The organism is Gelatiniphilus marinus, from assembly GCF_042684345.1.
In the GTDB taxonomy this organism is placed as follows: Bacteria; Bacteroidota; Bacteroidia; order Flavobacteriales; family Flavobacteriaceae; genus Gelatiniphilus; species Gelatiniphilus marinus.
Genome location: NZ_JBHULK010000002.1, coordinates 682,849 through 707,612 on the forward strand (window position 1 = coordinate 682,849; position 24,764 = coordinate 707,612).

Sequence of the window (24,764 nt, forward strand, 5' to 3'; positions counted from 1 at the left end):
GATTTATTTTGTTTTATGTGCATTAGTAAATAGCTTAGCTAATGGACAGCAATGGCCAATATTCAACATGTTCATAAGTATTTTAGATGTGTTTTTTTAAAACTTTCAATTTAAAAGCAATTGTGTTTTTTATGGACAAGCCTGTTTTTAATTGATGAACTTATAATTATAATAGGTGCTTTAAATGATTAAAATATAGATGTTTGTATTATTAAAGCCGAAATAGATTACGTGTCTATGTCAAAAAAAAAAATAATAATTAATATGAAAAAACAATTACTAGCATACCTTGTTTTTTTTACTGGTTTATCTTTATATAGCCAACAGTTGTACATGGAATATGGCTCGACAATTTCTGCTTTCGATTACAAGAATTCTCAAGGACAACCGCTAGATAATTTATTGTCTAAGTCAAAATCTTATTTTGGCATGGGGTATAGACAGGTTGTTAATAAGCAAAAAACCATGTTTATTTCTGCCGGTGTGTCTTACAACAATTATGGAGCCATAGGCAGCGAAAGCAGTGTGGACAATTTTTTTGCGTGGGACGTAAGCTATTTGGGTATTAAAGCAGGTTTGGACATCCGTTTGTTTCAATTGCAGGACTTGTTGTTTTTCGCTAATGCTTCGGTGGCTTCAGAATTTTTAATACGGGGCAATCAAACCATAAACAACGATGTGTTTAATTTGGTAGGCGAAAAGGAGTTTAACAACAGCATTTTGTTTTTGCGAGCCGGTGTTGGGCTGCAATATCCCATTTCAAACAGTACGGCCATTTATGCGGGATATACCTACGGAAAATCCGTATTGATTAGTAGTGGCGAAAATGCCGAAAAATTAAAACTAAGCGCCCATCAATTCGGTATTGGTTTTATTATAAACCTACCAAACTGTTTTTGCGATTTTTAGCACAAGTGTTGCTAGCCAGTCGCTTAAATTGTAACGTTTTAGGGCTAGACAAATGATGGACAGGCTACTTAAAACCTAATTTTTGTTTTAAATTGCTAGTTAAATGTTACCCACAAAATATAATGTATTAAAGATTGAACCAAATGAAATTATATGTTTTATTAGCTATTGTATTAAGTTTTGCTTTTTCTTTGGATGCGCAAAATTCTGCTAAATCGAGTTCTTATAATATTATACGAACTAACTTGGGTGTTAGTGGTTCGTCGCACGCCGTGGTTACTAAAAAGGGAACATATTCAATAAGCCAAAGTGTTGGTCAGGCTAGTGTTATTGGTACATATTCTAACAACGGGTACTCTTTAAGGCAAGGGTATCAGCAACCTTTAAGTAAGATTAAAGTTAGGCTATTAGCTCAAAACAACGATTTAGCGGCAAATGTTTATCCAAACCCATTCGAGCAATCGGTTTCAATCGCATTTGCCAAAAATACTGAAAAAGACATTTTGGTAAACGTTTTTAATCTTAACGGAAAGCTTATTTACTCAAAAACGTTTGCGCCTTCACAAAGAATTGATATACATTTTGATAATTTATCCAGCGGAACTTATTTGCTTAAAGCGCAATCAAACAACAAGTTGTTTCATTCTAAACTCATAAAAAAATAATTAGTAACAAAAAATAACCAACCATGAAAAAGATAATTAGCTTAGTTTTATTTCTTGTTTTGTCCTTTAACAATTTTGCACAGACCGATGGTATTAGTTACCAAGCTATTATAATTGGTCCAGACGCTTTGGAGTTGCCCGGTGTAGATTCGCAAGGCAATTATTTACCAACCACAACGGTAGATATCAGGTTTACCATTTTCGATTCTGGAAACCAAATTGAATTTCAAGAAGTACAAACCACAACAACCGATGAATTTGGAAGGATAAACCTAATAATAGGAGCTGTTAAGCATGACGATTTCGAAAAGATAAGTTGGGACGGCACCCCCAAGGATTTAAAAGTGGACATCGATTTTAAAAACGGAAACAGTTTTGTTGATATGAGCAGGGAAGTGCTCACATTTGTGCCCTACGCATACCACAGAAATATAACCGCAACAGGTACTTTAACGGTTGATCAAGACTCGTTTTTAAACCGAGAGCTTACCGTTAACGGGCCAACAAACTTAAATAGTACCCTTACGGTGCACGATGGTAATGAAACTTATTTATCAGGAAGGCTAGTGGTTGATAGTTTAGCAAATTTTAATAACGGATTAAATGTTAATAATAAGAGTATAACAAATTTATCGGGCGCTTTAATTGTTGGCGATTCTTTAACAGGACCACCTAATTGGGATGTAGATGCACCAACCATACTTAACGGAAGTTTAGAGGTTAAAGGCACATCAACTTTTGGAGCATTAGAATCCAGAACTTTAAAAGTTACCGATAGTACAGAATTAAAAGGCGCTGTACAAATACACTCTGAAAATAATCAAGTTAAAATTACTTCTACTTTAACAGGACCAGATTTAAATATAAATAGTTATCCTTTACTAGTAGAAGGTGGTAACCAAGGTATAGCTATACGAGTCAATGCAAATGGAGCTAGGAATGCTAATAATTTTGTGTCGTTTTGGGATGAAACTTCTGTAGACCAAGACCCATACCAACCAACACTTTTAAATGCAGCGATACGAGAAATGTTTGATTTATTTGGTATAGACGATACGGGAATATTTGATGGATTTAGTAAAAATGCTGAACCTGGTGCAAATACAATATCTGGTGTAAGATTACCAGATACTCAAGGTCCAATGCTTTGGGGAAGAATTGAAGGTGAAACAAATCCAAATGAATTTGTCAATAATGCCGATTATAACTTAGATCAATTAGGCTCTGTTTATGATTTTGCAGATGGAACTTTAGATTTAGCTTGGGAAATAACGGATCTTTCTAAGGCCACTTTTAGAGTAACTGCCGCATCTACTAGTAGTACGTTTTGTGCAGGTATTGGAGGCTGCTTTACGGCTCCAATACCATCATTAATTATTTCAGAGTCATCTTCGTTGGCTTTACAAATATTAAAAGTTACAGCTGCCACACTTAATCAAGTTTTTGCATCTTACACGCTAAATACGTTTTATGATAATAAAAATAGATATCGTGGTGTGTCATATGCTTCAGGAGCTGGAGATTATGCAGAATACTTACTTAGAGAAGATATTAGCGAAAAAATGAGTTATGGTGATATTGTAGGTGTTAGAGGAGGTAAGATATCAAAAAACACTTCTGGTGCAGAACGCATGATGGTAATCTCTTATAAACCAGCAGTTTTAGGGGCTTTGCCTCAAAAAAATCAAGAACAATTTTTTGAAAAAGTAGCCTTTATGGGGCAAGTGCCTGTTAAAATTATAGGTGTTGTAAACGTTGGAGATTATATAGTTCCTTCTGGAGGTAATAATGGAGTAGGCATAGCAATATCACCTAAGAATTTAACTGCAAAAGATGTTAAAAACATTGTTGGTGTAGCTTGGGAAGCATCAGACAACAAATTTGGCTATAACCTAATTAATACTGCCGTTGGTATAAACAATAATGATAATAACCCCATTGTTGAAAAATTGGAAGAACAAGTTACAGAACAACAAAAACAAATAAAAAACCTTAACGATTTATTGCTAAAAACAATTGCAAGAATAGATGCAATTGAAAATGGAGAAACTTTAACAAGTTATGATAACCATACCGCTAAAAATTATGAAAACTCTAAAGGAAATGTAGATTATTATGGGCGTAAGTATGAAATAAAAGAAGGATTTATTTACTATGAATTGTCAGATAATGATGTAGATGAAGCTTTAAAACTTGCAGAAAAAACTCTAAAAAATCTGGGGGCAACTAAAATGCAAAATTATGTCTTAAAAAAAATAAAAGAAGATCCAGAATTTAAGCAAAAGTTTGTTGCTAAGCTAAAAGACGCATTTAAAACACAGATACATTTCCATAAAGAAGTTAACGAAAAAGCAGGACACTAATAGTTCTCTAGAGTTAATTAATAACAGTGTTATGAAGAATAATATTCTAGTATTAATTTTACTGTTTGCGTACTCATTTTTAGAGGCTCAAACAACAGCCGTACCAGACGCTAACTTTGAAGATTACCTTGAAACTCACAATGCCAATGGAGGTTTAGTTAATATAGGTGATGATGATAGTATGGGCGACGGTATAGCTAATAATGGTAGTGTTTTTACTGATAGGATTACTAGTGTTAGATCGCTTATTATAAACGATATGGCTATTAGTGATTTAACTGGTATTGAGGCTTTTAATAGTTTAGAAACATTAATTTGTAGTAATAATAAATTAACTTCTTTAAATGTTTCGAATAATAATAATCTGCAAACATTATTGTGTGGTGCTAATCAATTAACTGCTTTAGATGTATCATCAAATTTAAATTTAGAAGATATAGATTGTTCTAGCAATCAAATTTTAACACTAGAAGTAACTAATAATTCATTGTTAAAAAAATTAAACACTTCTAATAATAGAATAACTGTTATTGATGTGAGTCAAAATGCAAGTTTAACTTCTTTATCAATTTCAAATAATAGGATAAATAGTTTAGATGTAAGTAATAATACCAATTTAGAAAGTCTTTTTTGCGCATCAAACCAACTAACAAATTTAGATTTAGTTTCAAATACCAATTTAAAAATATTAGATGCTTCAAATAATCAAATAACTACTTTGGACTTAACTACAATTAACACAGTTGTTTGTCCAGACCCACAAACCAATCCTGTAACGGTTTGTCAAGGTGCGTCTTCAATAAATGTATCCAACAATCAACTTTCATCTTTAATTGTAGCTAACGGTTTTAATGATTTGGTTGCAACTTTTAAATCAGAAAACAACCCCGATTTATTTTGTGTTCAAGTAGATTCGGGCTTTACCCCAAATGTAAATTGGGCAAAAGATGATTGGACCTATTATGCCGAAACTACATGTGCAGATATTTATACTTATGTACCCGATGACAATTTTGAAACTTACCTTGAAGCCAACGGGTTGGGAGATGGCATTAATAACAATAATTTAGTGCTAACATCGGTAATTAGCAGTGAATTGATACTAAATATTTCAAATCAGAATATAGATAATTTAACAGGAATTGAAGATTTTACCGCATTACAAATCCTTAATTGCAGTACTAATAATTTAGATGAAATCGATCTTTCCAATAACACGGAGTTAATAAATTTAAATGCTTCAAATAATAACTTAACAAGTATCGATTTAAGTAATAATGCTAATATATCTATGCTTGATGTGTCTAATAACACACTGTTTAATTTAGATGTAAACAATAACCTTGCCATCGCCAGTTTAAACTGCTCGAATAACAATATTCAATCATTAAACCTAAGTAATCATTCAGCTTTAACAGATTTTAATTGCGATTTCAATGTCTTAGAGGTTTTAAATTTACGAAACGGCCAAAACGCAAACCTTGCTAATTTTACTGCTATAAACAATGCAAGCCTATCTTGTATCGAAACAGATACCGGTACTGTACCCGCTGGTGTAACTTGGAATGTTGATGCAACAGCGTCTTATGCTGTAAATTGCGGTACTTATGTGCCAGATGATGCTTTTGAGAACTACCTTGAAACCAATGGGTTAGGTGATGGTGTTGCAAATAATAATTATGTCTCTACAGCAAGTGCCACGGCTTTTACAGGTACCCTTAATATTGCTGGTTTAGGAATTACCGATTTAACGGGTATTCAAGACTTTGTGGCTTTTACGGTTTTAAACTGCGCTAATAACAATATTACAACATTAAATCTTAGTTCAAATATGGCATTAACAAGCATTACTTGCAACAATAATGCTCTGGAATTTGTAGATATTAGAAACGGAAATAACACAAATACAACCGTATTTAACGCAACAAATAACCCCAATTTGTATTGTATAAATGCAGATGCTGCTGTAATAGGAAATATTCCTGCGGGTTGGACCATAGACCCCGTGGCCAGTTATAATGCCGATTGTGAAAACAATAGGTTTACACCCATTCCCGATGCTAATTTTGAACAGGCCTTAGTTGATTTGGGCATAGATTCTGGCGCATTGGATGGTCAAGTACTAACAGCAAACATAGAGTACGTAAGAACGTTAAACGTAAGTGGGAAAAATATTGAAAACCTTGAGGGCATTAAAGCATTTTTATCGTTAATAGAGCTGGATTGTAGCAGTAATTACTTAAACGAATTAGATGTAAGCGGTATGCTAAACTTACAAAACCTGTTCTGCGGCTCAAATTATTTTTTAACCAATAATCCCGCCAACACAAATGGCCTGCTAAATACTTCTGGAACTGTTAGTTTAACAAAACTATTTTGTTCAAACAATAATTTAGCTGATTTAAATATTGCATTAAACTCCAATTTGGAAGAACTTGATTGTTCAAACAATGATTTAACGGTTTTAGATATTAGCAATACCAATAATTTGATAGAAGTTAATTGTAACAGTAACCAAATAACTAATTTGATTACCGCTACAGTTAACAACAATTCATTAATTAAAATGAGTTGTTCTAGTAACAATTTGAATTCGCTATTAGTAACAAATTATTTAGCATTAACCACTTTAAATTGCAGATCTAATACCTTAACACAACTTGATATTACTTCAAATGGTGCTTTGGAAGTTTTAGATTTTTCTAATAACGAATTGTCCAATATCAATTTATCTGCCAATACCAATTTAATCGCGCTCTCGGGTTCGCAAAACCAGTTAACAGGCATAAACAATTTGTCTTCGGCCGCTTTGGAAACTTTAATTTTAGACAACAATCAAATCAATCAGCTTTCAACCGTTTTAAGTAATTTGCCAGCCCTTAAGTATGTGTCTGTTGGCAGCAATAAACTTACAGAATTAGACCTAAATACCAACACGGATTTAATCGAAATTAACTTAAGCAACAACCAATTAACGACTGTTCAATTGTCTTCCAATCTAAATCAGCTTAAAACCTTTAATTGCAGCGATAATGAAATTGCGGGCAATATCGATTTAACAACAATGGGCACCGGGGCTTGTCCAGCGCAAAACCAAAATAACCCTTTAGATTTTTGTCCAAATGAAATCACCATTAATGTATCCGGTAATCAATTAGAATTCGTCAACATCCAAAACGGAATAAATAGTGATATTACTAGTTTTAACGCTTCCAACAATCCGCAGCTTACCTGTGTGCAAGTCGATGATGTAAATACTATTGGGGCAAATTGGTTTAAAGATGCAACAACCACTTACAGTATAGATTGCCATTTTGGTGAGACCTACGTGCCCGACGATAATTTTGAGCAGGCTTTAATTGCTTTAGGTTTCGATTCTGGTGCTTTAGACGATTATGTGTTAACAGCAACTATAGAAGTTTTAACCAATTTAAATATTAACGGACAAAATATATCAGATTTAACAGGAATTGAAGATTTTACAGCATTGCAGAATCTGGATTTTTCAAACAATGCAATCAGTTCGGTTGATTTAAGCCAAAACACTAATTTAATTCAAATTAACTGTTCTAATAACTCAATAACTAGTTTAGATTTAACCAATAATACTAATGTTATTGATGTAAATATCGCTAATAATGCTTTTACAGGATTTGATACGAGTTTAATTGCTATGCTTCAAATTTTCAATTGCGATTTCAATCAAATTATAGAATTAAATTTTCAGCAAAATACGGCACTTTCAAGTTTAAGTTGTCGGTCTAATCTTTTGGAAAGTTTAAATCTTAAAAACGGCCAAAACCCAAATCTTGTTAACTTAAATGCTCAAAATAACCCTAATTTAACTTGTATAGAAACAGAGACGGGAGCTGCTCCAAACGGTGTAACTTGGTTAAAAGATACTACCGCAAATTATGCTGTAGATTGCTTTTACGGGCAAACCTTTGTGCCCGACGATAATTTCGAGCAAGCCTTAATCGATCTGGGTTACGACGATGTTTTAAACGATTATGTGTTAACGGCCAATATAGAAAACGTTACTGTTTTAAATGTTGGCAATCAAAATATTTTGGATTTAACAGGAATTGAGGGGTTTACCAATATTACCAACCTAAATTTTGAAGGCAACGCTGTAGCACAGATCGATTTAAGTGCAAACACTTCTTTGCAAAATATAAATGCAGCGGGCAATGCGCTAAGTGCTATAGATGTGTCTATGCTTCCCAATGTAATTGCCTTAAACGTATCAAACAATAGTTTGGCTCAAATTAGTTTGAATGCAAACACAAGCTTGCTTAATTTGGATGTTTCGGCAAATATGCTCACCCAACTAAATGTTGATGCTTTGCTAAATTTAAGAACTTTAAACTGCTCGAATAACCAGTTGGACGCGCTCCAGGTGGTTTTAAACCCCAATTTAGAAAATTTGTTCTGTCAATCCAATCTTTTTGTAAGCGATCAATTAAATATTAAAAACGGAAACAACCAAAACCTTAAACAATTTAACGCTACAAACAATCCGCTTTTAATCTGTATTTTGGTAGATAATCCGGTTGAGGTAATTACAAACGCCAACGGCACGTACAATAACTGGTTTAAAGATAGCACAGCAAATTACCAAACTATTTGCACCGATGCCGACAACGATGGTGTTGCAAATGCAGACGACCAATGCCCAAACACACCCTTTGGCGATGCCGTAGATTTGTTTGGCTGCAGTATTTTAAACCTGCCCAACAACAATTTTACCATACTAATTACCAGCGAAACCTGTTTAAATAATAACGACGGAAAGATTAATATTAAAACCCTGGAGTATTATACTTATACCGCTACCTTAACTAAAGAAGATTTCTCGAAAACCTACAATTTTACCAACGAAATAGATATTTTAAACCTGTTGGCAGGAACTTACACGCTTTGCATTACTATAGAACAATACCCTAATTTCGAAACCTGTTACAACCTTGTAATTAACCAACCCGAACCTTTACAGGTCTCAACAGGAAAAAGTACCGATGGTAAAAAAGTTACAATTAATCTCTCTGGAAGCACCAGTTATAATATTGATTTAAACGGATTGCAGTTTACCACTAATAACCCTAAAGTTTCGTTAGGTTTAAAAAACGGCGTAAATAGTTTAAAGGTTAGCACCGATGAAGATTGCCAAGGTGTTTACCAAGAAAATATTTTGGTGTCCGATGCTGTTTTTGCTCACCCAAATCCATTTCAAAATAAAGTTAACATACATTTAGGAAACCTTGACAAAGCGAATTTATTGTTGAAAATTTACTCTTATTTGGGGCAAAACGTATATTCCAAAACATGGGTCAATCATAAAAATAACACTTTGGATATTGATACAAGCAATTTATCGGTTGGCGTTTACACGGTTTTTGTAAAAGACAAATCATCGGTATCAACATTTAAAATCGTAAAAAAATGAAACATTTTATATACATACTCTGTTTAGGTTTTTTGGTCTTTGGATGCAGTAAATCTACTGTCGATGATGCCAATCCAGACGGTGAAAATCCAGACGGCTCGGGTAATGAAGGAACAAAAGGAAGCGTTGCCCTGTACTTTCCGCAAGAAAATATGCTTTGCAACCAAGGCACTAACTTAACACCAACCGAAAGCACTGTGTATTTTGAATGGCGGGCCAATGCCTCCGATAATTATAAAATAACCATAGAAAACCTATCAACAGGCAATATTATTGAAAGAGAAACCAACAAAGATATTATACCCATTGTAATACAGCGGGCAACCGCTTACAAATGGTTTGTAGAATCTACCAAAGCTGGGGTAACGCTAAAGAGTGAAACTTGGCAATTTTACAATGCCGGACCGGGGGTGCAATCATACGCGCCATTTCCGGCAACCATTGTTGCGCCAAATATGGCAGAATCAATTCCAACTACAAGTTCTGTTACTTTACAATGGGCCGGTAGCGATGTGGATGATGATATTGTTGGCTACGATGTGTATTTTGGCACAAACCCAGAACCTGCATTGTTTTCAAGTGATTTAAGTGTTACCGAATTAAATGTAACCGTGGCTTCGGGCAATTATTATTGGAAAATAATAACAAAAGACGGTCTGGAGAACACCTCAGATTCTGGCGTGCAGCAGTTTAAAGTGCTGTAAAATTCAGTCCAATTCCAAATATATTAACCTGTTATCTACCAAATCATGTAAATAATAAGTATATTTAATGACCGGGTACAATTAAAAATATCTGGAACTAAAATATCGATAAATGGTAAAAATTTGGGCTATAGCAATATCACTTTTTTTAATCATCACTTTTCTTGTTTGGAAGTTTTTTAACGGCTTGTACAAAAACACATATAACAAAAAGATGCGCAGAACCTGGGGAGCAAGAATGTACTATTGGCACTTTATATTTATGATTAGTGGAGCAGTTACAGTGTTATTGATATTCGTTTTAAAATGGGGAAATATTTTAACCTTTTAAAAACCCAAAAGAAAAAACGTTAAGCTACCATTCAATTTTTTTTTTTTTTTGCTTAGTATTTTGCATAAACCAATCTTGAAATGCAAATGCTTTAACGTATTTTTTAGAACGATAAAAATGGAATAGCTGTATATTTACATAATTTTTTTAATTGATTATGCAGCAAAATTATATTCCGTTTCGAGATACTGGTTACTTTTCATCGTTAATTAGTGATTATTTAGATGAAAAAAAAGAATTGAATCCGTTTTACAATCGTTTTCCAAAGCTTGAGAACTTTAAAGCGCAAGTAGAGGAAAAACAACAATCGTTTTCAGCCAATTCTCGAGCTGTTTTGGCGGCACGCTTAGAACATCAATACAAAAATATAGAGGCATCAAAATCCACCTTAAAGAACATAGAATTATTAAAAGCCGATAATACGTTTACGATTACCACAGGGCATCAGCTTAATTTATTTACAGGGCCTTTGTATTTTCTGTATAAAATCATTTCAACCATAAACCTTTCAAATCAATTAAAAAAAGCTTACCCAGAATATAATTTCGTACCCGTGTATTGGATGGCGACGGAGGATCACGATTTTGAAGAAATTAATTACTTTAATTTTAAAGGCAAAAAAATACAGTGGAATACAACATCACAAGGTGCGGTTGGTGAATTATATACCAACGGATTAGATAGGGTTTTAGACTTGTTTTCTAAAGACCTTGGTCATGGTCAAAATGCCGATTGTTTAAAAACAATCTTTGAAAACGCCTATGTAAAACATGATAACTTAAGCGCTGCAACACATTATTTGGCCAACCAATTGTTTAAAGCTTATGGTTTGGTCATTATAGATGCCAATGATGCGCCTTTAAAAGAACAATTTACACCATTTATTGAAAATGAGTTGTTAAATAGTACATCGTATAAAACGGTTGCTGCTACTAATACACAACTTGAAAAAACCTATAATATTCAGGTTAACCCAAGAGAAATTAATCTGTTTTATTTAAAAGAAAATTTACGCGAACGTCTTGTTTTTGAAAACGGACTTTATAAAGTGAATAATACGGCTATTACGTTCACAAAAGACGCTATTTTAGATGAAGTAAAACAGCATCCCGAACGGTTTTCGCCAAATGTGATTATGCGGCCCTTATACCAAGAAGTTATCTTGCCAAACCTGTGTTATATTGGTGGCGGTGGCGAATTGGCGTACTGGTTGCAGTTAAAACCGTTTTTTGATGCGGTTAAAGTGCCGTTTCCTATTTTGTTATTGCGTAACTCGGTTTTAATTCAAACCGAAAAGCAGCAAGAAAAGCTCAAGAAATTAAACATATCGAAAGCAGACTTGTTTTTAAAACCCGATGCCTTTATCAATAAAAAGGTAAGACAGATTTCGGATATTGACATCGATTTTTCGCCTCAAAAAGAACAGCTTAACAAGCAATTTCTGGCATTATACGAATTGGCAGCACAAACCGATAAAAGTTTTTTAGGTGCCGTAAAAGCACAGGAAGTTAAACAATTAAAAGGTTTAGATCACCTTGAAAAACGTTTGCTTAAAGCCCAAAAACGAAAATTGGCAGATCAAGTTTCTAGAATGCGCGACCTCCAAAGGGACTTATTCCCTAATGGCAGTTTGCAAGAACGAAACAGTAATTTCTCGGAGTTTTATTTGGAATATGGAGAGGCTTTAATTCCTAATTTAATTGAAAGTTTAAACCCTTTAAAAAGCGAGTTCTCTATATTGACCATATAAAAAAAACTGTGTTTTTCGCACAGTCTTTTTCTAACCAACTCAAAAATAAACACAAAATTTAATCCCATTGTTTTTGGGTGGTGCTTAGCCCTTGGTATCTTATAACTGCTTTTAATGTTTTTCCTTTAGTATTGAGTTGACTGGCATCAGCAAATTCGTAATAGTAGTTTGTTGGCTCATCAATAATCTCATAATGAAATGAGGACTTAGAGTAAATTGAAAGATAACCTGTGGTAGAAATGGGCGTATTATTGCCTTTTAAAACAAAATAATTATGCCCTGTGTCATGGGTAGGGAGTGTAGAGCCTAAATCTTGATAGCCTGATGTTGCACTGGTAGTTGATACTTTTACTTTTGTAGTAGCCGTATTATCTGCACTCACCCTATATCTAAATGCAAAACAAAAACTGTTTGCCGGTATGGTAGCGCCATTATTGTTTGCCATTGTAATACCTGTACTAGTAGGATCTACATTACCATAAACACCAAAATTATAGTGTCCGTCAGTTGCACCGCTTTTAGTTACTTCATTTAAAGAATTAGCCAACAGAACAAACTCATCTACTGTAACTTTTATCCATTCACCACTTGTTGCAGCATTATAGTCTGCTTTAGAGCTTGTTAAAAAGGCTGCAATGTCATCTACATTGTTTAAAGTAATATTTACTTGAGAATTGGCAGTTTCCGTTGAGTTTGTAACCATTACATTAGCTGTTAAAACTGGGCTTGTTTCATAATCAATTTTAAGATAATCTAAAACAAACACTTCGCCGGTATTGCTGTTAATGCTCAATGCATTTGGCACAGACTGAGTTGTAATGCTAAAGTTTAAGTTTCCTGTTATGTTTGTTGTTACCGTGCCTACGGAAGTGCCATTTTGAGAGTGCTCATCAATGGTATTATTAATATCTGATGCTGTTGGAGTTGGTGCCGTATTATCGTCGTTATTGCTACAAGAAATAAATAACAGAGCTATAATAAATAAGAAAATTGGAGTGTTTTTAATAGTTTTCATAATACATTGCTTTGTGGTTTGTAATACTGTTTTGTGTGATCTTACGCCTTAAAGGTCTGCAGCCCAAATAGCGCAAGAACCACAAAACGGTTGTTGTCAAACTAATGACAGTCTAAATGTAGTATCTACTTGGTCTTTAATGAAATATGCTGTGCGGACAAAAGGGGGACAGGTCGAAAAAATGTATAAACCAAACAGGAGAGCAGCTTTTAGTTAAACCACTTGTTTATATGGATAAAATAAGGTTTTCCAGAGATTCTTTGGCATTGAGCCCTAATTTTTTGCGTATTCGGTATCTGGCTTTTTTAATGCCTTCGTTCGAGATGTTTAAAATTGAAGCGATCTCTTTCGAAGATAAATTCATTTTTAGCAACGACATTAAACGGAGCTCGTTTGGGGTAACTTCAGGAAATTTTTGTTTTACGTTACGGTTAAAATCTTTGTGGACTTGCTGAAAGTATTTACTGAAATTCTCCCAGTTGTTATCGTCTTTCAAATCAAAATCTATGGTCCGAATCAGGTGTTGGTATCCATCTTGGTTTTGTTGTGTTTTTAACTCTTGAGCTTTTTGTTTTAATCCTTCAAGGACTTCATTTTTTCTAGCTAAGTTAAGTGCATAAGTTGTAAGCTCCTTTTTTTTGAAAGCTAACTCATTATCCAATTTCTCTTTTTCAACGCTATGGCGTTTTAGTTTTTGCCTGAAACCATAAGAACCAAAGGCTACCAATGCTAAACTTAGTAGCAGGCCACCGCCAAGTAAAAGATTTTGAAGATTACTCACCTTGGCTTTTTGTTCAAGGAGGTCTATTTCATTTTTTTGAAGTGTGATTTCCTGTTCTTTTTTCTCTGTCTCATAAATGGTTCTTAACTCTTCTATTTGTTGTGCTTTGGCTACATTGAAGAGCGAATCGTTTAAAGTTATGTGCGTTTTGTAATCTTGTACCGCATTTTTATAGTTGCCACTTTTTCCGTAGGCTTCAGCGCGTTCTTTATAGTTATCGGATAAATTATCCATAGAAGCTATAGAATCTGCTAATTTAATGGCTTTTGTATAGTGGGTTATTGCTTTTTGGTATTCTTTTTTTCCTAAATAAGCTGAAGCCACATCGTTTAAGTAAATAATTTTGTTGTTTACGGGTTCTTGTTTGGATGAAATTTTATTGGAATTAAAAAAGTATTGCAAAGCTTTGTCGTACTCTTCGGTGTCCAAATAAATGGCGCCAATGTTCGATAAATAGGGTGAGATAAAATTATCCCATTTTTTCGCTTTGCTTATTTTTAAACCTTTATTGTAGTTTAAAAGGGCTTTATCGTACTGTTTTAAATGGTATTGGGTGTTTCCTAGTTCCATGTACGATATGGCCAACCATTTTTCGTGGTTTAAATCTTCAAATATGGCTACGCCTTCTTCTATATACGGAATGGCAGCTAAGTAATTGTTTCTTAGGGTTTCTGTACGGCCAATACCAACTTTAATAATGGCTTCTTTTAATGGGTTTTTGTTTGTAAGCGTGTCCAATGCCTTAGCAGCCAGTATTAATTGCTCTAATGCACTTTTATAATTACCGCTATCCAAATGGATTGTAGATTGCTGTTGGTGTGCCTCGCTAAGCAGTAAACCGCTTTTAAGTTGTGTTGCAATTGCTATAGATTTGTTGGATAGTTCTAAGGCCGTTTTAAAATGGCCTTCAAGATTTTCAGTCCGGTTTAATAGAATTAGTATTTTAAAAACCGAATTTTTATCGTTTATCGATTCAAACAGATGCTCAGATTTTTTAAAGTAAAACCTCAAGGAATCTAGATTGTAATAGTTAACATAATAATGCCCTAGGTTTTTATAGGCTTTTGCTTCACCTTCAGAGAAATTAATGCGCTTTGCTACAAATAGGCCTTTGTGCAAATAATTAAGAGCTAATTCTGGGTTCGATTGTCTGGTTTCTATAAAAATATTTTCGGCTGTATTAACTTTTTCAATACTACCGGTTTGGTTTTTATATGCATTTAAAAGACTGTCTAATTTGTTTTCATTTTGAGAATAAACCAGAAAGGAGACGCACATTAACACGAAAGCACAAAAAACCTTTATCATAAACAGAGTGGTTGGTTCTTGTTAAAATTAATTAATTAATAATTGTAAATCAAGCAGATAGGATTAAATTTAGATTAAGATATTATTAGATTGATTTATCCTGAAATATAATTTTAACTTTGAATGCTATAAATTAATACTGTAAAATGCACAAAATAGATATAGATTTAGTCGAAATGACTATGGATGTTATGAAATATACCATCGATAGAATTTCTTCAACCCAACATAAAATAGGACAGCCCCAAAAAGCCGAAGAACTTAAAGCGCTAGTAGGTGAAACCATAACAAAAAAGGGAGTTGGCGGCGAATATGCTTTTAACCTTTGGAAAAAACATTTAGCAAAAGCCAATGTGCCAATCGATCACCCTAGGCATTTAGCTTTTGTGCCAGCGGCTCCAACGCGTGCAGCCATTATGTTCGATTTGGTTACCTCGGCCTCCAGTATTCATGGAGCCTATTGGATGGAAGGCGCAGGTGGTATTTTTTGCGAAAACGAAGCCATGAAATGGATGGTGTCGTTAACCGGATTACCTAAAGGTGCATTTGGCGTTTTTACTAGTGGCGGTACAGCTGCAAATCTTTCGGCTATTGTCACTGCTCGAGAGCATTGGAGAGAAAATGAAGCTTTTAAAGGCGAAAAAGGCTTAATCATCACTTCAATTGGTGCCCATTCTTCAATTAAAGCCATGGCAAAAGTGGCCGATGTGGATATTTTGTTAGTCGATACCGAAGATGTTATGCACGGTAAGGACTTACAAGACACCATCGATAATTTAACAACACATCAACGTAGGCGTTTATTTGCAATTGTAGCAACTGGAGGCACTACCAATGCTGGTATTATTGACGATTTAGAGGGTATTGCTACTATTTGCGAAAAAGAAAACCTATGGTTTCATATCGATGCTGCCTATGGTGGTGGCGCATTAATGGCCGATTCTGTAAGGCCTTTGTTTAAAGGTATAGAGCGTGCCGATAGCATTACCATCGACCCACATAAATGGATGTTCTCGCCTTACGATTGTGGTGCGGTAATTTACAAAAACCCAGAATTGGCAAAACAAGCCCATTCGCAACAAGGCTCTTATTTAGATATTTTTAAAGATGAAGGTGCGCACGGTTTCAATCCAACCGATTATCAAATACAGTTAACGCGTCGTGTTCGCGGGTTGCCGTTGTGGTTTTCGTTGGCAACTCACGGCACAGATCGTTATAAAGAAGCGGTTGAGCGCGGAATTGAACTCGCGCAGATAGCTGGTAAAATGATAGCAGAAAACCCAAACGTAGAATTGGTGCGAACACCCAGTTTATCTTGTGTGTTATTTAGAAGAATAGGGTGGAAGCCTGAAGATTATACGCATTGGACTTACCAAAACCACAAAAAAGGATTCGCTTTGGTAACCCCAACAAAATGGAAAACGGGCAATACGTTTGAAACCGTTTCAAGATTCTGTTTTATAAATCCCGATACTACTGAAAATGATATAAAGATGATTTTAGATTCCATGGTTTAAAAAAGTCGAAAAAAATATTGAACCTAAATTCGTCAATATAAAATCAATTCCTATTTTTGCGCATGCAACACGACAAGGTATTAATTTTAGACTTCGGATCGCAATACACACAACTTATTGCGCGTAGAGTTAGAGAGCTTAACATCTATTCCGAAATACATCCATTTAACAAAATTCCATCAAACATTAAAGATTACAAGGCTGTAATCCTTTCAGGTAGCCCGTTTTCGGTACGTGGCGAATCTGCCTTACATCCCGATTTATCTGAGATTCGAGCAAAAAAACCGCTGCTCGCCGTATGTTATGGTGCACAATATCTAGCCCATTTTTCGGGAGGCGAGGTGGCACCGTCCAACACCAGGGAATATGGGCGCGCAAATTTGTCGTTCATTAAAAACAACGAGCCGTTTTTTGCAAGTATTTCTGAAGGCAGTCAAGTTTGGATGAGCCATAGCGATACCATTAAGCAACTGCCAACAAATGCAGTTTTATTGGCAAGTACAAACGATGTTAAAAATGCAGCCTATAAAATTGAAGGTGAGCAAACCTATGCCATTCAATTTCACCCAGAAGTGTATCATTCAACCGATGGCAAACAGCTTTTAGAAAACTTTTTAGTGGGTATTGCTGGCCTTTATCAAGATTGGACACCCGATTCTTTTGTAGAAGAAACCGTTGAAGCCATTCAAGAAAAAGTAGGTAACGATAAGGTGGTTTTAGGACTTTCCGGTGGAGTAGATTCTACCGTAGCAGCAGTTTTGCTTAACAAAGCTATTGGTAAAAACCTGTACTGTATTTTTGTAAACAACGGTTTGCTTAGAAAAAATGAATTCCAAAATGTATTAAAGCAATACGAAGGCATGGGCTTAAACGTAAAAGGCGTTGATGCCTCAAAGCGTTTTTTAGAGGCGCTAAAAGGAATTGAAGACCCTGAGTTAAAACGTAAAGCCATTGGCAACGCGTTTATTGAAGTTTTTGACGACGAAGCCCATAAATTAGAAGACGTAAAATGGTTGGCACAGGGTACTATTTATCCCGATGTTATTGAAAGTGTTTCGGCTACTGGCGGGCCATCGGCAACCATAAAATCGCATCATAACGTTGGTGGTTTACCCGATTTTATGAAACTTAAAATCGTGGAGCCACTTCGTGCTATTTTTAAAGATGAAGTACGGCGCGTTGGGGCGACTTTAGGCATAGATCCAGAATTGTTGGGGCGCCACCCCTTTCCAGGACCAGGACTAGGCATTCGTATTTTAGGCGACATCACAGCCGAAAAAGTACGTATGCTTCAAGAGGTTGATGCTATTTTTATTGAAGGATTAAAATCTTGGGGACTTTACGATAAAGTTTGGCAAGCCGGCGCGATGTTATTGCCCGTAAACAGTGTTGGCGTTATGGGCGACGAGCGTACTTACGAAAAATGCGTGGCGCTTAGAGCGGTTGAAAGTACCGATGGAATGACTGCCGATTGGGTGAATTTACCTTACGAATTCCTTCAAAAAACATCCAACGATATAATAAATAAAGTAAAAGGCGTTAATAGAGTAGTGTACGATATTAGCAGTAAACCACCGGCAACTATTGAGTGGGAGTGATTAAGTAGGCAGTAGCCAGTATTCAGTTTGCAGTAATAAGTATGTGGAAAATAGTATTATGACTGCAAACTGAATACTGGCTACTGCGGACTGTTTTGCGTTAGGGATTGCAGTGGAAAGCCCACAGCGACGCAGGAGCGAGGACTTGTAACGTAAAGCCCGACCATTTGCACTGAGCGCAGTCGAAGTGTTGTGGTAACGCCCAAATAAAAAATTTGAAAACGTAAATAGTTAGTTTTGGCATGTTATATGCTAATAATTTAGAAGAAATGGATGTTACATCCTTAATTTGAAAAAACATCGTATATAATTAAATTACCAGTGTTTTATTATATTTATATCGATTAGACAGCAACAGCATGAATAGATTTTTTTTAGTATTGGTTTTGGTATTCGCATTAGGCTTTACTTCGGTTAATGCCCAAAACTTTAGCACACATCAAGTTAAAAAAGGCGAAACTATTGAAGCGATAGCGAAACGGTATTTTGTAACGCCATCTGAGATTTATGCCTTAAATCCGGATGCCAAAAAAGAATTGAAACCCAATACGGTTTTGATTATTCCGTTGTCGAAAGCCAAAAAGCCTAAAACGGTTGTTGTTAAAGAGTTGCAGGGGTTTAAAAAGCATAAAACGAGACGTAAAGAAACCTTGTACAGTTTGGCTAAAAAGTATGATATTGCTGAAGAGGACATAAAAAAGTACAATAAATTTTTATATGCCGATCCGCTTAGAAAAGGCGATAAACTTCAAATCCCCATATTTAAAATTACAGAAGAAATTGAAGAAGAACCTACAAAAACTTACGTAGTACAACCCAAAGAAGGGAAGTGGCGTATTGCTTATAAATTTGGGATTTCGGTTAAAGAGTTGGAAGAACTTAACCCAGAAATGGGCGAGGTTTTAAAAGACGGACAGGAAATTATTGTGCCCAATATTGAAGATGAAGATGAAAAAGAAGTTGACGAAAAATACAGCTATTACAAAGTATTGCCAAAAGAAGGTTTTTATCGATTAAAACTTAAATTAGGATTGGAAAAAGAAGCCTTGGAAGCTTTAAATCCGGGTTTAGCTGAAAGTGGTTTAAAAGTAGGCATGATTTTAAAAGTGCCATTTAACGAAGCTATTTCAATTGAAACATCAAACAGCATTAATTTAGCCGATAGTATTGTAGATTTTAACTCGAAACGCATTGCTATTATGTTGCCTTTTAGGTTGAACAGAGTGGATTTTCAGTCTAAAGCAGATACTAAAAACAGCATTGTAAAAGATCGTTATTTAGATACTTCGCTCGATTTTTACTCGGGTGTTTTATTGGCCATTGATTCTTTAAAGACATTGGGCGTTTCGCTAAAAGTAGATGTTTACGATACTAAAAATGAAGTTGGAGAAGTTTCAAAAATAATAGATGATAAAGATTTTGAAACGGTTGATGCCGTAATAGGGCCTTTAACCTCAAATACCTTTGATAAAGCGGCTTCTAAGTTAAGGCCATACAATGTGCCCGTGGTTTCGCCAATTGGGTTGAACTTAAAATTATACGACAATGTATTCCAATCCAGAGCGCCAAACGATAAATTGAAAAGCACTTTGGTAAATTATATTAAAGCAGATACTTTAGCGGATAACATTATGGTTATTTCTGATTCTAAGCACACTGCAATTTCAAATAGTTTAAAGCGCGATTTTAATTATGCCAAACAAGTCCATTCCAGAAAAAACAAAGAAAGTGGGGAAGATGAGTTTTTCGTTATTAAAGAAGATATTGAAGGCGCTTTAAAACCCGGTAAAAACATAGTTTTCTTAGAAACTAAAAATGAAGGATTTGTATCTAACGTTACCAGTATTTTAGCTTCGTTAATTAAGGCTGAAGATAAAAGTACCAATACCGAGGCAATAGAAATTACTTTGGCAACTACCAACATGAATAGGGCATTTACCGGCGATGGCGTTTCTAACGAGCATCTGTCAAAATTACAATTTCTTTATGCAACGACTTCTAAATCGTACAAAGAAACCGATAATAATCCTTTTGTAAAACGTTACGAAAAATTATATAACACAACACCAAATAGTGCTGCTGTAAAAGGTTTCGATTTAACCATGGACGTGGTATTGCGTTTGGTAACTTCAGAAGATTTATATATGTCGGTTAACAATGCACCATTAACTGAATATGTAGAAAATAAGTTTGCGTACAAAAAGAAACTTTTTGGGGGCTATTACAACAATACGGTGTATTTGGTTAATTACCAAGACTTAACCATTGTTGAGGTTAAACAATAAGCTTTAAAACAAAACGTTTTAATATCACGTCATTGCGAAGAAGTCTCGATAGTTATCGGGACGACTGTGGCAATCTCATAAAAAGAAATATTACAAGCACCCAAATCCTCTAATTGTTTTTTAATCTTTATTTTCTGTGGCAAAAATACTCCTTGTTTTATGTTGTTTTGTTTATGTTCAAGACGAACCAACACGATCTTGGAACGCATCTTACAAGCTATCTTGGGCAGATTTTAAAGGGCAACCAAACCACAACGTAAGCGCAGTTGCTATTACGGCTTCTGGTATTTCGTTTGGGTTTTCGGTACGCGAAACAGACTCTAAAGTTGTTGGCTTTACAACCGAAGTGTTTTGTTATTTTTACCCAGAACAATCCTGGTATAAACCCAATCTTGCAGACAATCATGTTTTAGGGCACGAGCAATTACATTTTGATATTACCGAATTGCACGTACGTAAATTTAGGCAACGTATAAGTGGGCTTAAAGTATCGAATACTATTAAAAGTGAATTGCGCCAGCTTAACAAAACCATTAATAAAGAATTGGCCGAAATGCAAGATAAATATGATGCCGAAACCAATTATTCAAGACATCTAGAAAATCAAGAAACATGGAAAAATTATATTGCGGACCAACTTAATAAGCTATCAAAATACAAATCGGTAGATTAATATTTCCGTCATTGCGAAGGAGGAACGACTGTGGCAATCTGTTAAATTATTATCAGTCTGCCACGTTTTAAGAAAAAATAAAACTCGCAGTGACGATAATTTTAAAGTAAAATCAATTTATGACTCCAGATAAAGATTTCCTAATAAAACTAGCACATACCAAAATGCCTTTTGGAAAATATAAAGACCGCTATTTAATTGATTTACCAGAATATTATGTGGTTTGGTACAACAATAAAGGCTTCCCAAAAGGAAAATTAGGCGATATGCTTAAACAGGTTTACGAGCTTAAATTAAATGGATTGGAAGATTTAATTAGGAATATTCAAAGGAAGTATCCTAGGTAGTTTTTTGAAAGGGACGTTCGGCGGTATGTGCCCGATAGGGCTAAATGCCGCCGAACGGTCGTGTATATGGCTCGTAGCGTGCAAATTAGTGATATATTTTCGGTCAAGCACGAGCCGAATTTTTTAATTTTCTTATTATCTTTCTTTTCAATAAGCCAAATTAAAAAATTTGGCGGACTTCGCAAATATTCCTGAACTTTGTATTAAGCAACTAACTAGCTATGAGCTATATGCGTTGTTGTAAAACGTACTTTTCGCTACACTTCAATTGATATATTAACTTTTCCGCCAAGTCCTTTTTCCACAATATCAAACAATGTTTTTAAAGTCAGATTACTGCCATTATTTTCCACACGAGAGATATAAGTTCGTTTTTTGTCAATCAGTTCGCCAAGTTGTTCTTGAGTGAGATTTTTTTCTTCACGGGCGTTGCGTAAAAGCAAACCAATTTTAAACGATTCAAAGTCTCTGTCAAGTTCGTCTCTGCGTTCAGTTCCTTTTTTTCCGTAAACTGTGTCCTTTATGTCTTTCCAACTTTTAGTTTCCATTTCCTTTGTTTTTTTCTTCGTAATACTCTTTCATTAATCGGACAGCTTTATCAATTTCCTTTTTCGGTGTTTTCTGCGTCTTTTTTGTAAATCCGTTTAAGAGTATAACTAACTTACCTTTGTCGAAGAAGCAAAAAACTCGCCAAATATTCGAACCTAATTTTATTCGGGCTTCAAAAAGTCCCTTGTGAGTTTTCATTGGCGCCAAATATGTTTTCGGCACGTGCTGATAGGTTTCGATTATTTCAATGACCTTAAATATTTTGTCCTGAACCTTTTTCGGTTGAGCAAGCAAAAACTCCTCGAAATAATTTTTATACTGTATTACTTGCCTAACTTTTTCCATTCAGACAAATGTAACTTAAAAGTTACTATTTTCAAAAAATTCAGATGTTTATTTTTAATTCTGGATGTTTTTTGGGTATGTTTTACAATTGAATTTGGATATCGATTGTTATAAATTATCGATATCCAATCGTTAAACGAAGTTATCGTTTTTTTCTCACAAAGTCAAGTGCTTTGCTTATAACAACTCCTCATAATAAATACCTTTGGATTTAACTTAATCAATATCAATTATATCTTCTTTACTGATGTTTTTCCGGATTTCACTCTAAGTACTTTATCAATATCTTCAAGATCTAAAGACCATTTTATAATACCGGGGTGTGTAATAAAAAAGCAACTTTATTGTATTAACTGCTCGTTTAGTTTCAAGATACTATTACATCTATGTATTTTAAAGGAATTTATAGATTATAATGCTCACGTATTTTAAATGACATTTTTTGTTAATAAGAATAACTAAATAACCAAAAACTAATTCTGAAATAACTATTTTAATTTTGTAAATTTGCCTGCGTTTATAAGCGCAACATGACAACTACAACAAAATACATATTTGTAACCGGTGGTGTTACATCATCTTTAGGAAAAGGCATTATCGCTGCATCTTTGGCTAAACTGTTACAGGCTCAAGGGTACAGGGTAACCATTCAAAAATTAGATCCGTACATTAATGTAGATCCTGGAACCTTAAACCCTTACGAGCACGGAGAATGTTACGTTACCGAAGATGGCGCAGAAACCGATCTAGATTTAGGCCATTACGAGCGTTTTTTAAACGTACCAACCAGTCAAGCCAACAATGTAACAACGGGCAGAATTTACCAAAGTGTTATCCAAAAAGAGCGCAGAGGCGAGTTTTTAGGTAAAACCGTACAAGTTGTGCCTCATATTACAGACGAGATAAAACACCGTGTGCAACTGTTAGGAAAATCTGGCGATTACGATATTGTAATTACCGAAATTGGCGGAACGGTAGGCGATATTGAATCTTTACCATACATTGAAGCGGTACGCCAGTTACGCTGGGATTTGGGCGAGAATAACGGTATTGTAATTCATTTAACCTTAGTGCCTTATTTGTCTGCCGCGGGCGAATTAAAAACCAAACCCACCCAACATAGTGTAAAAACCTTAATGGAAAGTGGTGTGCAAGCCGATATTTTAGTGTGCAGAACAGAGCACGATTTACCCAAAGATTTACGCCGTAAACTAGCATTATTCTGTAACGTTCGCGAAGAAGCCGTTATTCAATCTATTGATGCATCAACCATTTACGACGTGCCTAACTTAATGCTTGAAGAGGGGCTAGATAAAGTTGTGTTAAATAAATTAGCTTTAAAAAGTTCAACTCCAAATATCACAAAATGGAATCAGTTTTTAACACGCCACAAAAACCCCAAATCTGAAATTACAATAGGATTAATAGGTAAATATGTCGAGTTGCAAGACTCGTATAAATCTATTTTAGAGTCCTTTATTCACGCTGGAGCGGAAAATGAAGTGAAAGTAAATATAGAGTCTGTTCATTCAGAATACATAAACAGCGACAATGCCAAGTTAAAACTATCGCATTTAGATGGTATTTTGGTGGCGCCCGGTTTTGGTGAGCGCGCTATTGAAGGTAAAATTAATACGGTTAAATACGTACGCGAAAACAACATACCGTTTTTCGGAATTTGTTTAGGCATGCAAATGGCGGTTATAGAGTTTGCCAGAAATGTTTTAAAATTAACAGATGCCGATTCTACAGAAATGAATGCAAATACCCAGCACCCTGTTATCAATTTAATGGAAGACCAAAAAAACATTACCGATAAAGGTGGAACTATGCGTTTGGGCGCTTGGGACTGTAATTTGAAAATGGGCAGCAAGGTTAAAGATATTTATAAAACCGAAACCATTAGCGAGCGCCACAGGCACCGTTACGAATTTAACAGCAAGTATAAAACACAAATTGAAGCTGCCGGCATGCTTGCAACGGGTACAAATCCAGAAACCGGTTTGGTTGAAATTGTTGAAATTTCAGAACACCCCTGGTTTGTTGGCGTACAATATCACCCAGAATATAAAAGCACCGTGGCAAATCCGCACCCACTTTTTGTGGCATTTGTTAAAGCGGCGCTAGGCCATCATAAAAGAAAAAAAGGTGTCAGTATGGCACAAAAATAAAATTGGA

The 24,764-nt window shown here is 35.0% G+C and carries 16 protein-coding genes; 12 read left to right on the plus strand and 4 right to left on the minus strand.

Annotation, left to right across the window (positions count from 1 at the left end; genetic code table 11):
- Positions 1–264 precede the first annotated feature (264 nt).
- The 6 genes from ACFSQS_RS08185 (at position 265) to bshC (ending at position 12,168) form a co-directional block, all read left to right on the plus strand.
- Positions 265–909 (plus strand): hypothetical protein, encoded by a 645-nt coding sequence (locus tag ACFSQS_RS08185; RefSeq protein WP_388016863.1) that lies wholly within the window; start codon positions 265–267, stop codon positions 907–909.
- A 143-nt stretch (positions 910–1,052) separates the two neighbouring features.
- On the plus strand, positions 1,053–1,574 hold the full coding sequence (locus ACFSQS_RS08190) for a T9SS type A sorting domain-containing protein (RefSeq protein ID WP_388016866.1): 522 nt from the start codon (positions 1,053–1,055) through the stop codon (positions 1,572–1,574).
- 23 nt (positions 1,575–1,597) lie between these two features.
- The gene (locus ACFSQS_RS08195) at positions 1,598–3,937 is read left to right on the plus strand and encodes a hypothetical protein (protein WP_388016869.1); all 2,340 of its coding nucleotides are present in this window, start codon (positions 1,598–1,600) and stop codon (positions 3,935–3,937) included.
- A gap of 31 nt (positions 3,938–3,968) precedes the next feature.
- Entirely contained in the window at positions 3,969–9,383 is a 5,415-nt protein-coding gene (locus ACFSQS_RS08200) for a T9SS type A sorting domain-containing protein (RefSeq protein ID WP_388016872.1), read from the plus strand.
- On the plus strand, positions 9,380–10,087 hold the full coding sequence (locus ACFSQS_RS08205; RefSeq protein ID WP_388016875.1) for a hypothetical protein: 708 nt from the start codon (positions 9,380–9,382) through the stop codon (positions 10,085–10,087). The genes ACFSQS_RS08200 and ACFSQS_RS08205 overlap by 4 nt, the downstream gene beginning before the upstream one ends.
- A 488-nt stretch (positions 10,088–10,575) precedes the next feature.
- Positions 10,576–12,168, plus strand: a complete 1,593-nt coding sequence (gene bshC / locus ACFSQS_RS08210; protein ID WP_388016878.1) for a bacillithiol biosynthesis cysteine-adding enzyme BshC — start codon at positions 10,576–10,578, stop codon at positions 12,166–12,168.
- Positions 12,169–12,226: 58 nt separating this feature from the next.
- Here the strand turns inward: bshC and ACFSQS_RS08215 are convergent, their stop codons facing one another.
- On the minus strand, positions 12,227–13,183 hold the full coding sequence (locus tag ACFSQS_RS08215) for a cadherin repeat domain-containing protein (protein WP_388016881.1): 957 nt from the start codon (positions 13,181–13,183) through the stop codon (positions 12,227–12,229).
- 226 nt (positions 13,184–13,409) lie between these two features.
- On the minus strand, positions 13,410–15,272 hold the full coding sequence (locus ACFSQS_RS08220) for a tetratricopeptide repeat protein (RefSeq protein ID WP_388016884.1): 1,863 nt from the start codon (positions 15,270–15,272) through the stop codon (positions 13,410–13,412).
- A 146-nt stretch (positions 15,273–15,418) separates the two neighbouring features.
- Here ACFSQS_RS08220 and ACFSQS_RS08225 point away from each other — a divergent pair, with 146 nt between their 5' ends.
- The 5 genes from ACFSQS_RS08225 to ACFSQS_RS08245 all read left to right on the plus strand — a co-directional run bounded on the left by ACFSQS_RS08225 (position 15,419) and on the right by ACFSQS_RS08245 (position 21,692).
- Positions 15,419–16,789: a pyridoxal phosphate-dependent decarboxylase family protein gene (locus ACFSQS_RS08225; RefSeq protein ID WP_388016887.1), complete on the plus strand. Its 1,371-nt coding sequence runs from the start codon at positions 15,419–15,421 to the stop codon at positions 16,787–16,789.
- Between the two features lie 62 nt (positions 16,790–16,851).
- A complete protein-coding gene (gene guaA / locus ACFSQS_RS08230) occupies positions 16,852–18,387 on the plus strand; it encodes a glutamine-hydrolyzing GMP synthase (RefSeq protein WP_388016890.1) in 1,536 nt (511 codons plus the stop codon).
- A 359-nt stretch (positions 18,388–18,746) separates the two neighbouring features.
- A complete protein-coding gene (locus ACFSQS_RS08235) occupies positions 18,747–20,672 on the plus strand; it encodes a PBP1 and LysM peptidoglycan-binding domain-containing protein (RefSeq protein ID WP_388016893.1) in 1,926 nt (641 codons plus the stop codon).
- Between the two features lie 136 nt (positions 20,673–20,808).
- Positions 20,809–21,345, plus strand: coding sequence for a DUF922 domain-containing protein (locus ACFSQS_RS08240; protein ID WP_388016896.1), 537 nt, complete (start codon positions 20,809–20,811; stop codon positions 21,343–21,345).
- A 119-nt stretch (positions 21,346–21,464) separates the two neighbouring features.
- Positions 21,465–21,692: a DUF3820 family protein gene (locus tag ACFSQS_RS08245; RefSeq protein WP_388016899.1), complete on the plus strand. Its 228-nt coding sequence runs from the start codon at positions 21,465–21,467 to the stop codon at positions 21,690–21,692.
- Between the two features lie 257 nt (positions 21,693–21,949).
- Here the strand turns inward: ACFSQS_RS08245 and ACFSQS_RS08250 are convergent, their stop codons facing one another.
- Both ACFSQS_RS08250 and ACFSQS_RS08255 read right to left on the minus strand, forming a co-directional pair.
- A complete protein-coding gene (locus ACFSQS_RS08250; protein WP_042247315.1) occupies positions 21,950–22,240 on the minus strand; it encodes a helix-turn-helix domain-containing protein in 291 nt (96 codons plus the stop codon).
- A complete protein-coding gene (locus ACFSQS_RS08255) occupies positions 22,230–22,586 on the minus strand; it encodes a type II toxin-antitoxin system RelE/ParE family toxin (RefSeq protein ID WP_042247318.1) in 357 nt (118 codons plus the stop codon). The genes ACFSQS_RS08250 and ACFSQS_RS08255 overlap by 11 nt, the downstream gene beginning before the upstream one ends.
- 530 nt (positions 22,587–23,116) lie before the next feature.
- On the opposite strand from ACFSQS_RS08255, the gene ACFSQS_RS08260 reads away from it, so the two are divergent.
- Entirely contained in the window at positions 23,117–24,757 is a 1,641-nt protein-coding gene (locus ACFSQS_RS08260) for a CTP synthase (RefSeq protein WP_388016904.1), read from the plus strand.
- Positions 24,758–24,764 lie beyond the last annotated feature (7 nt).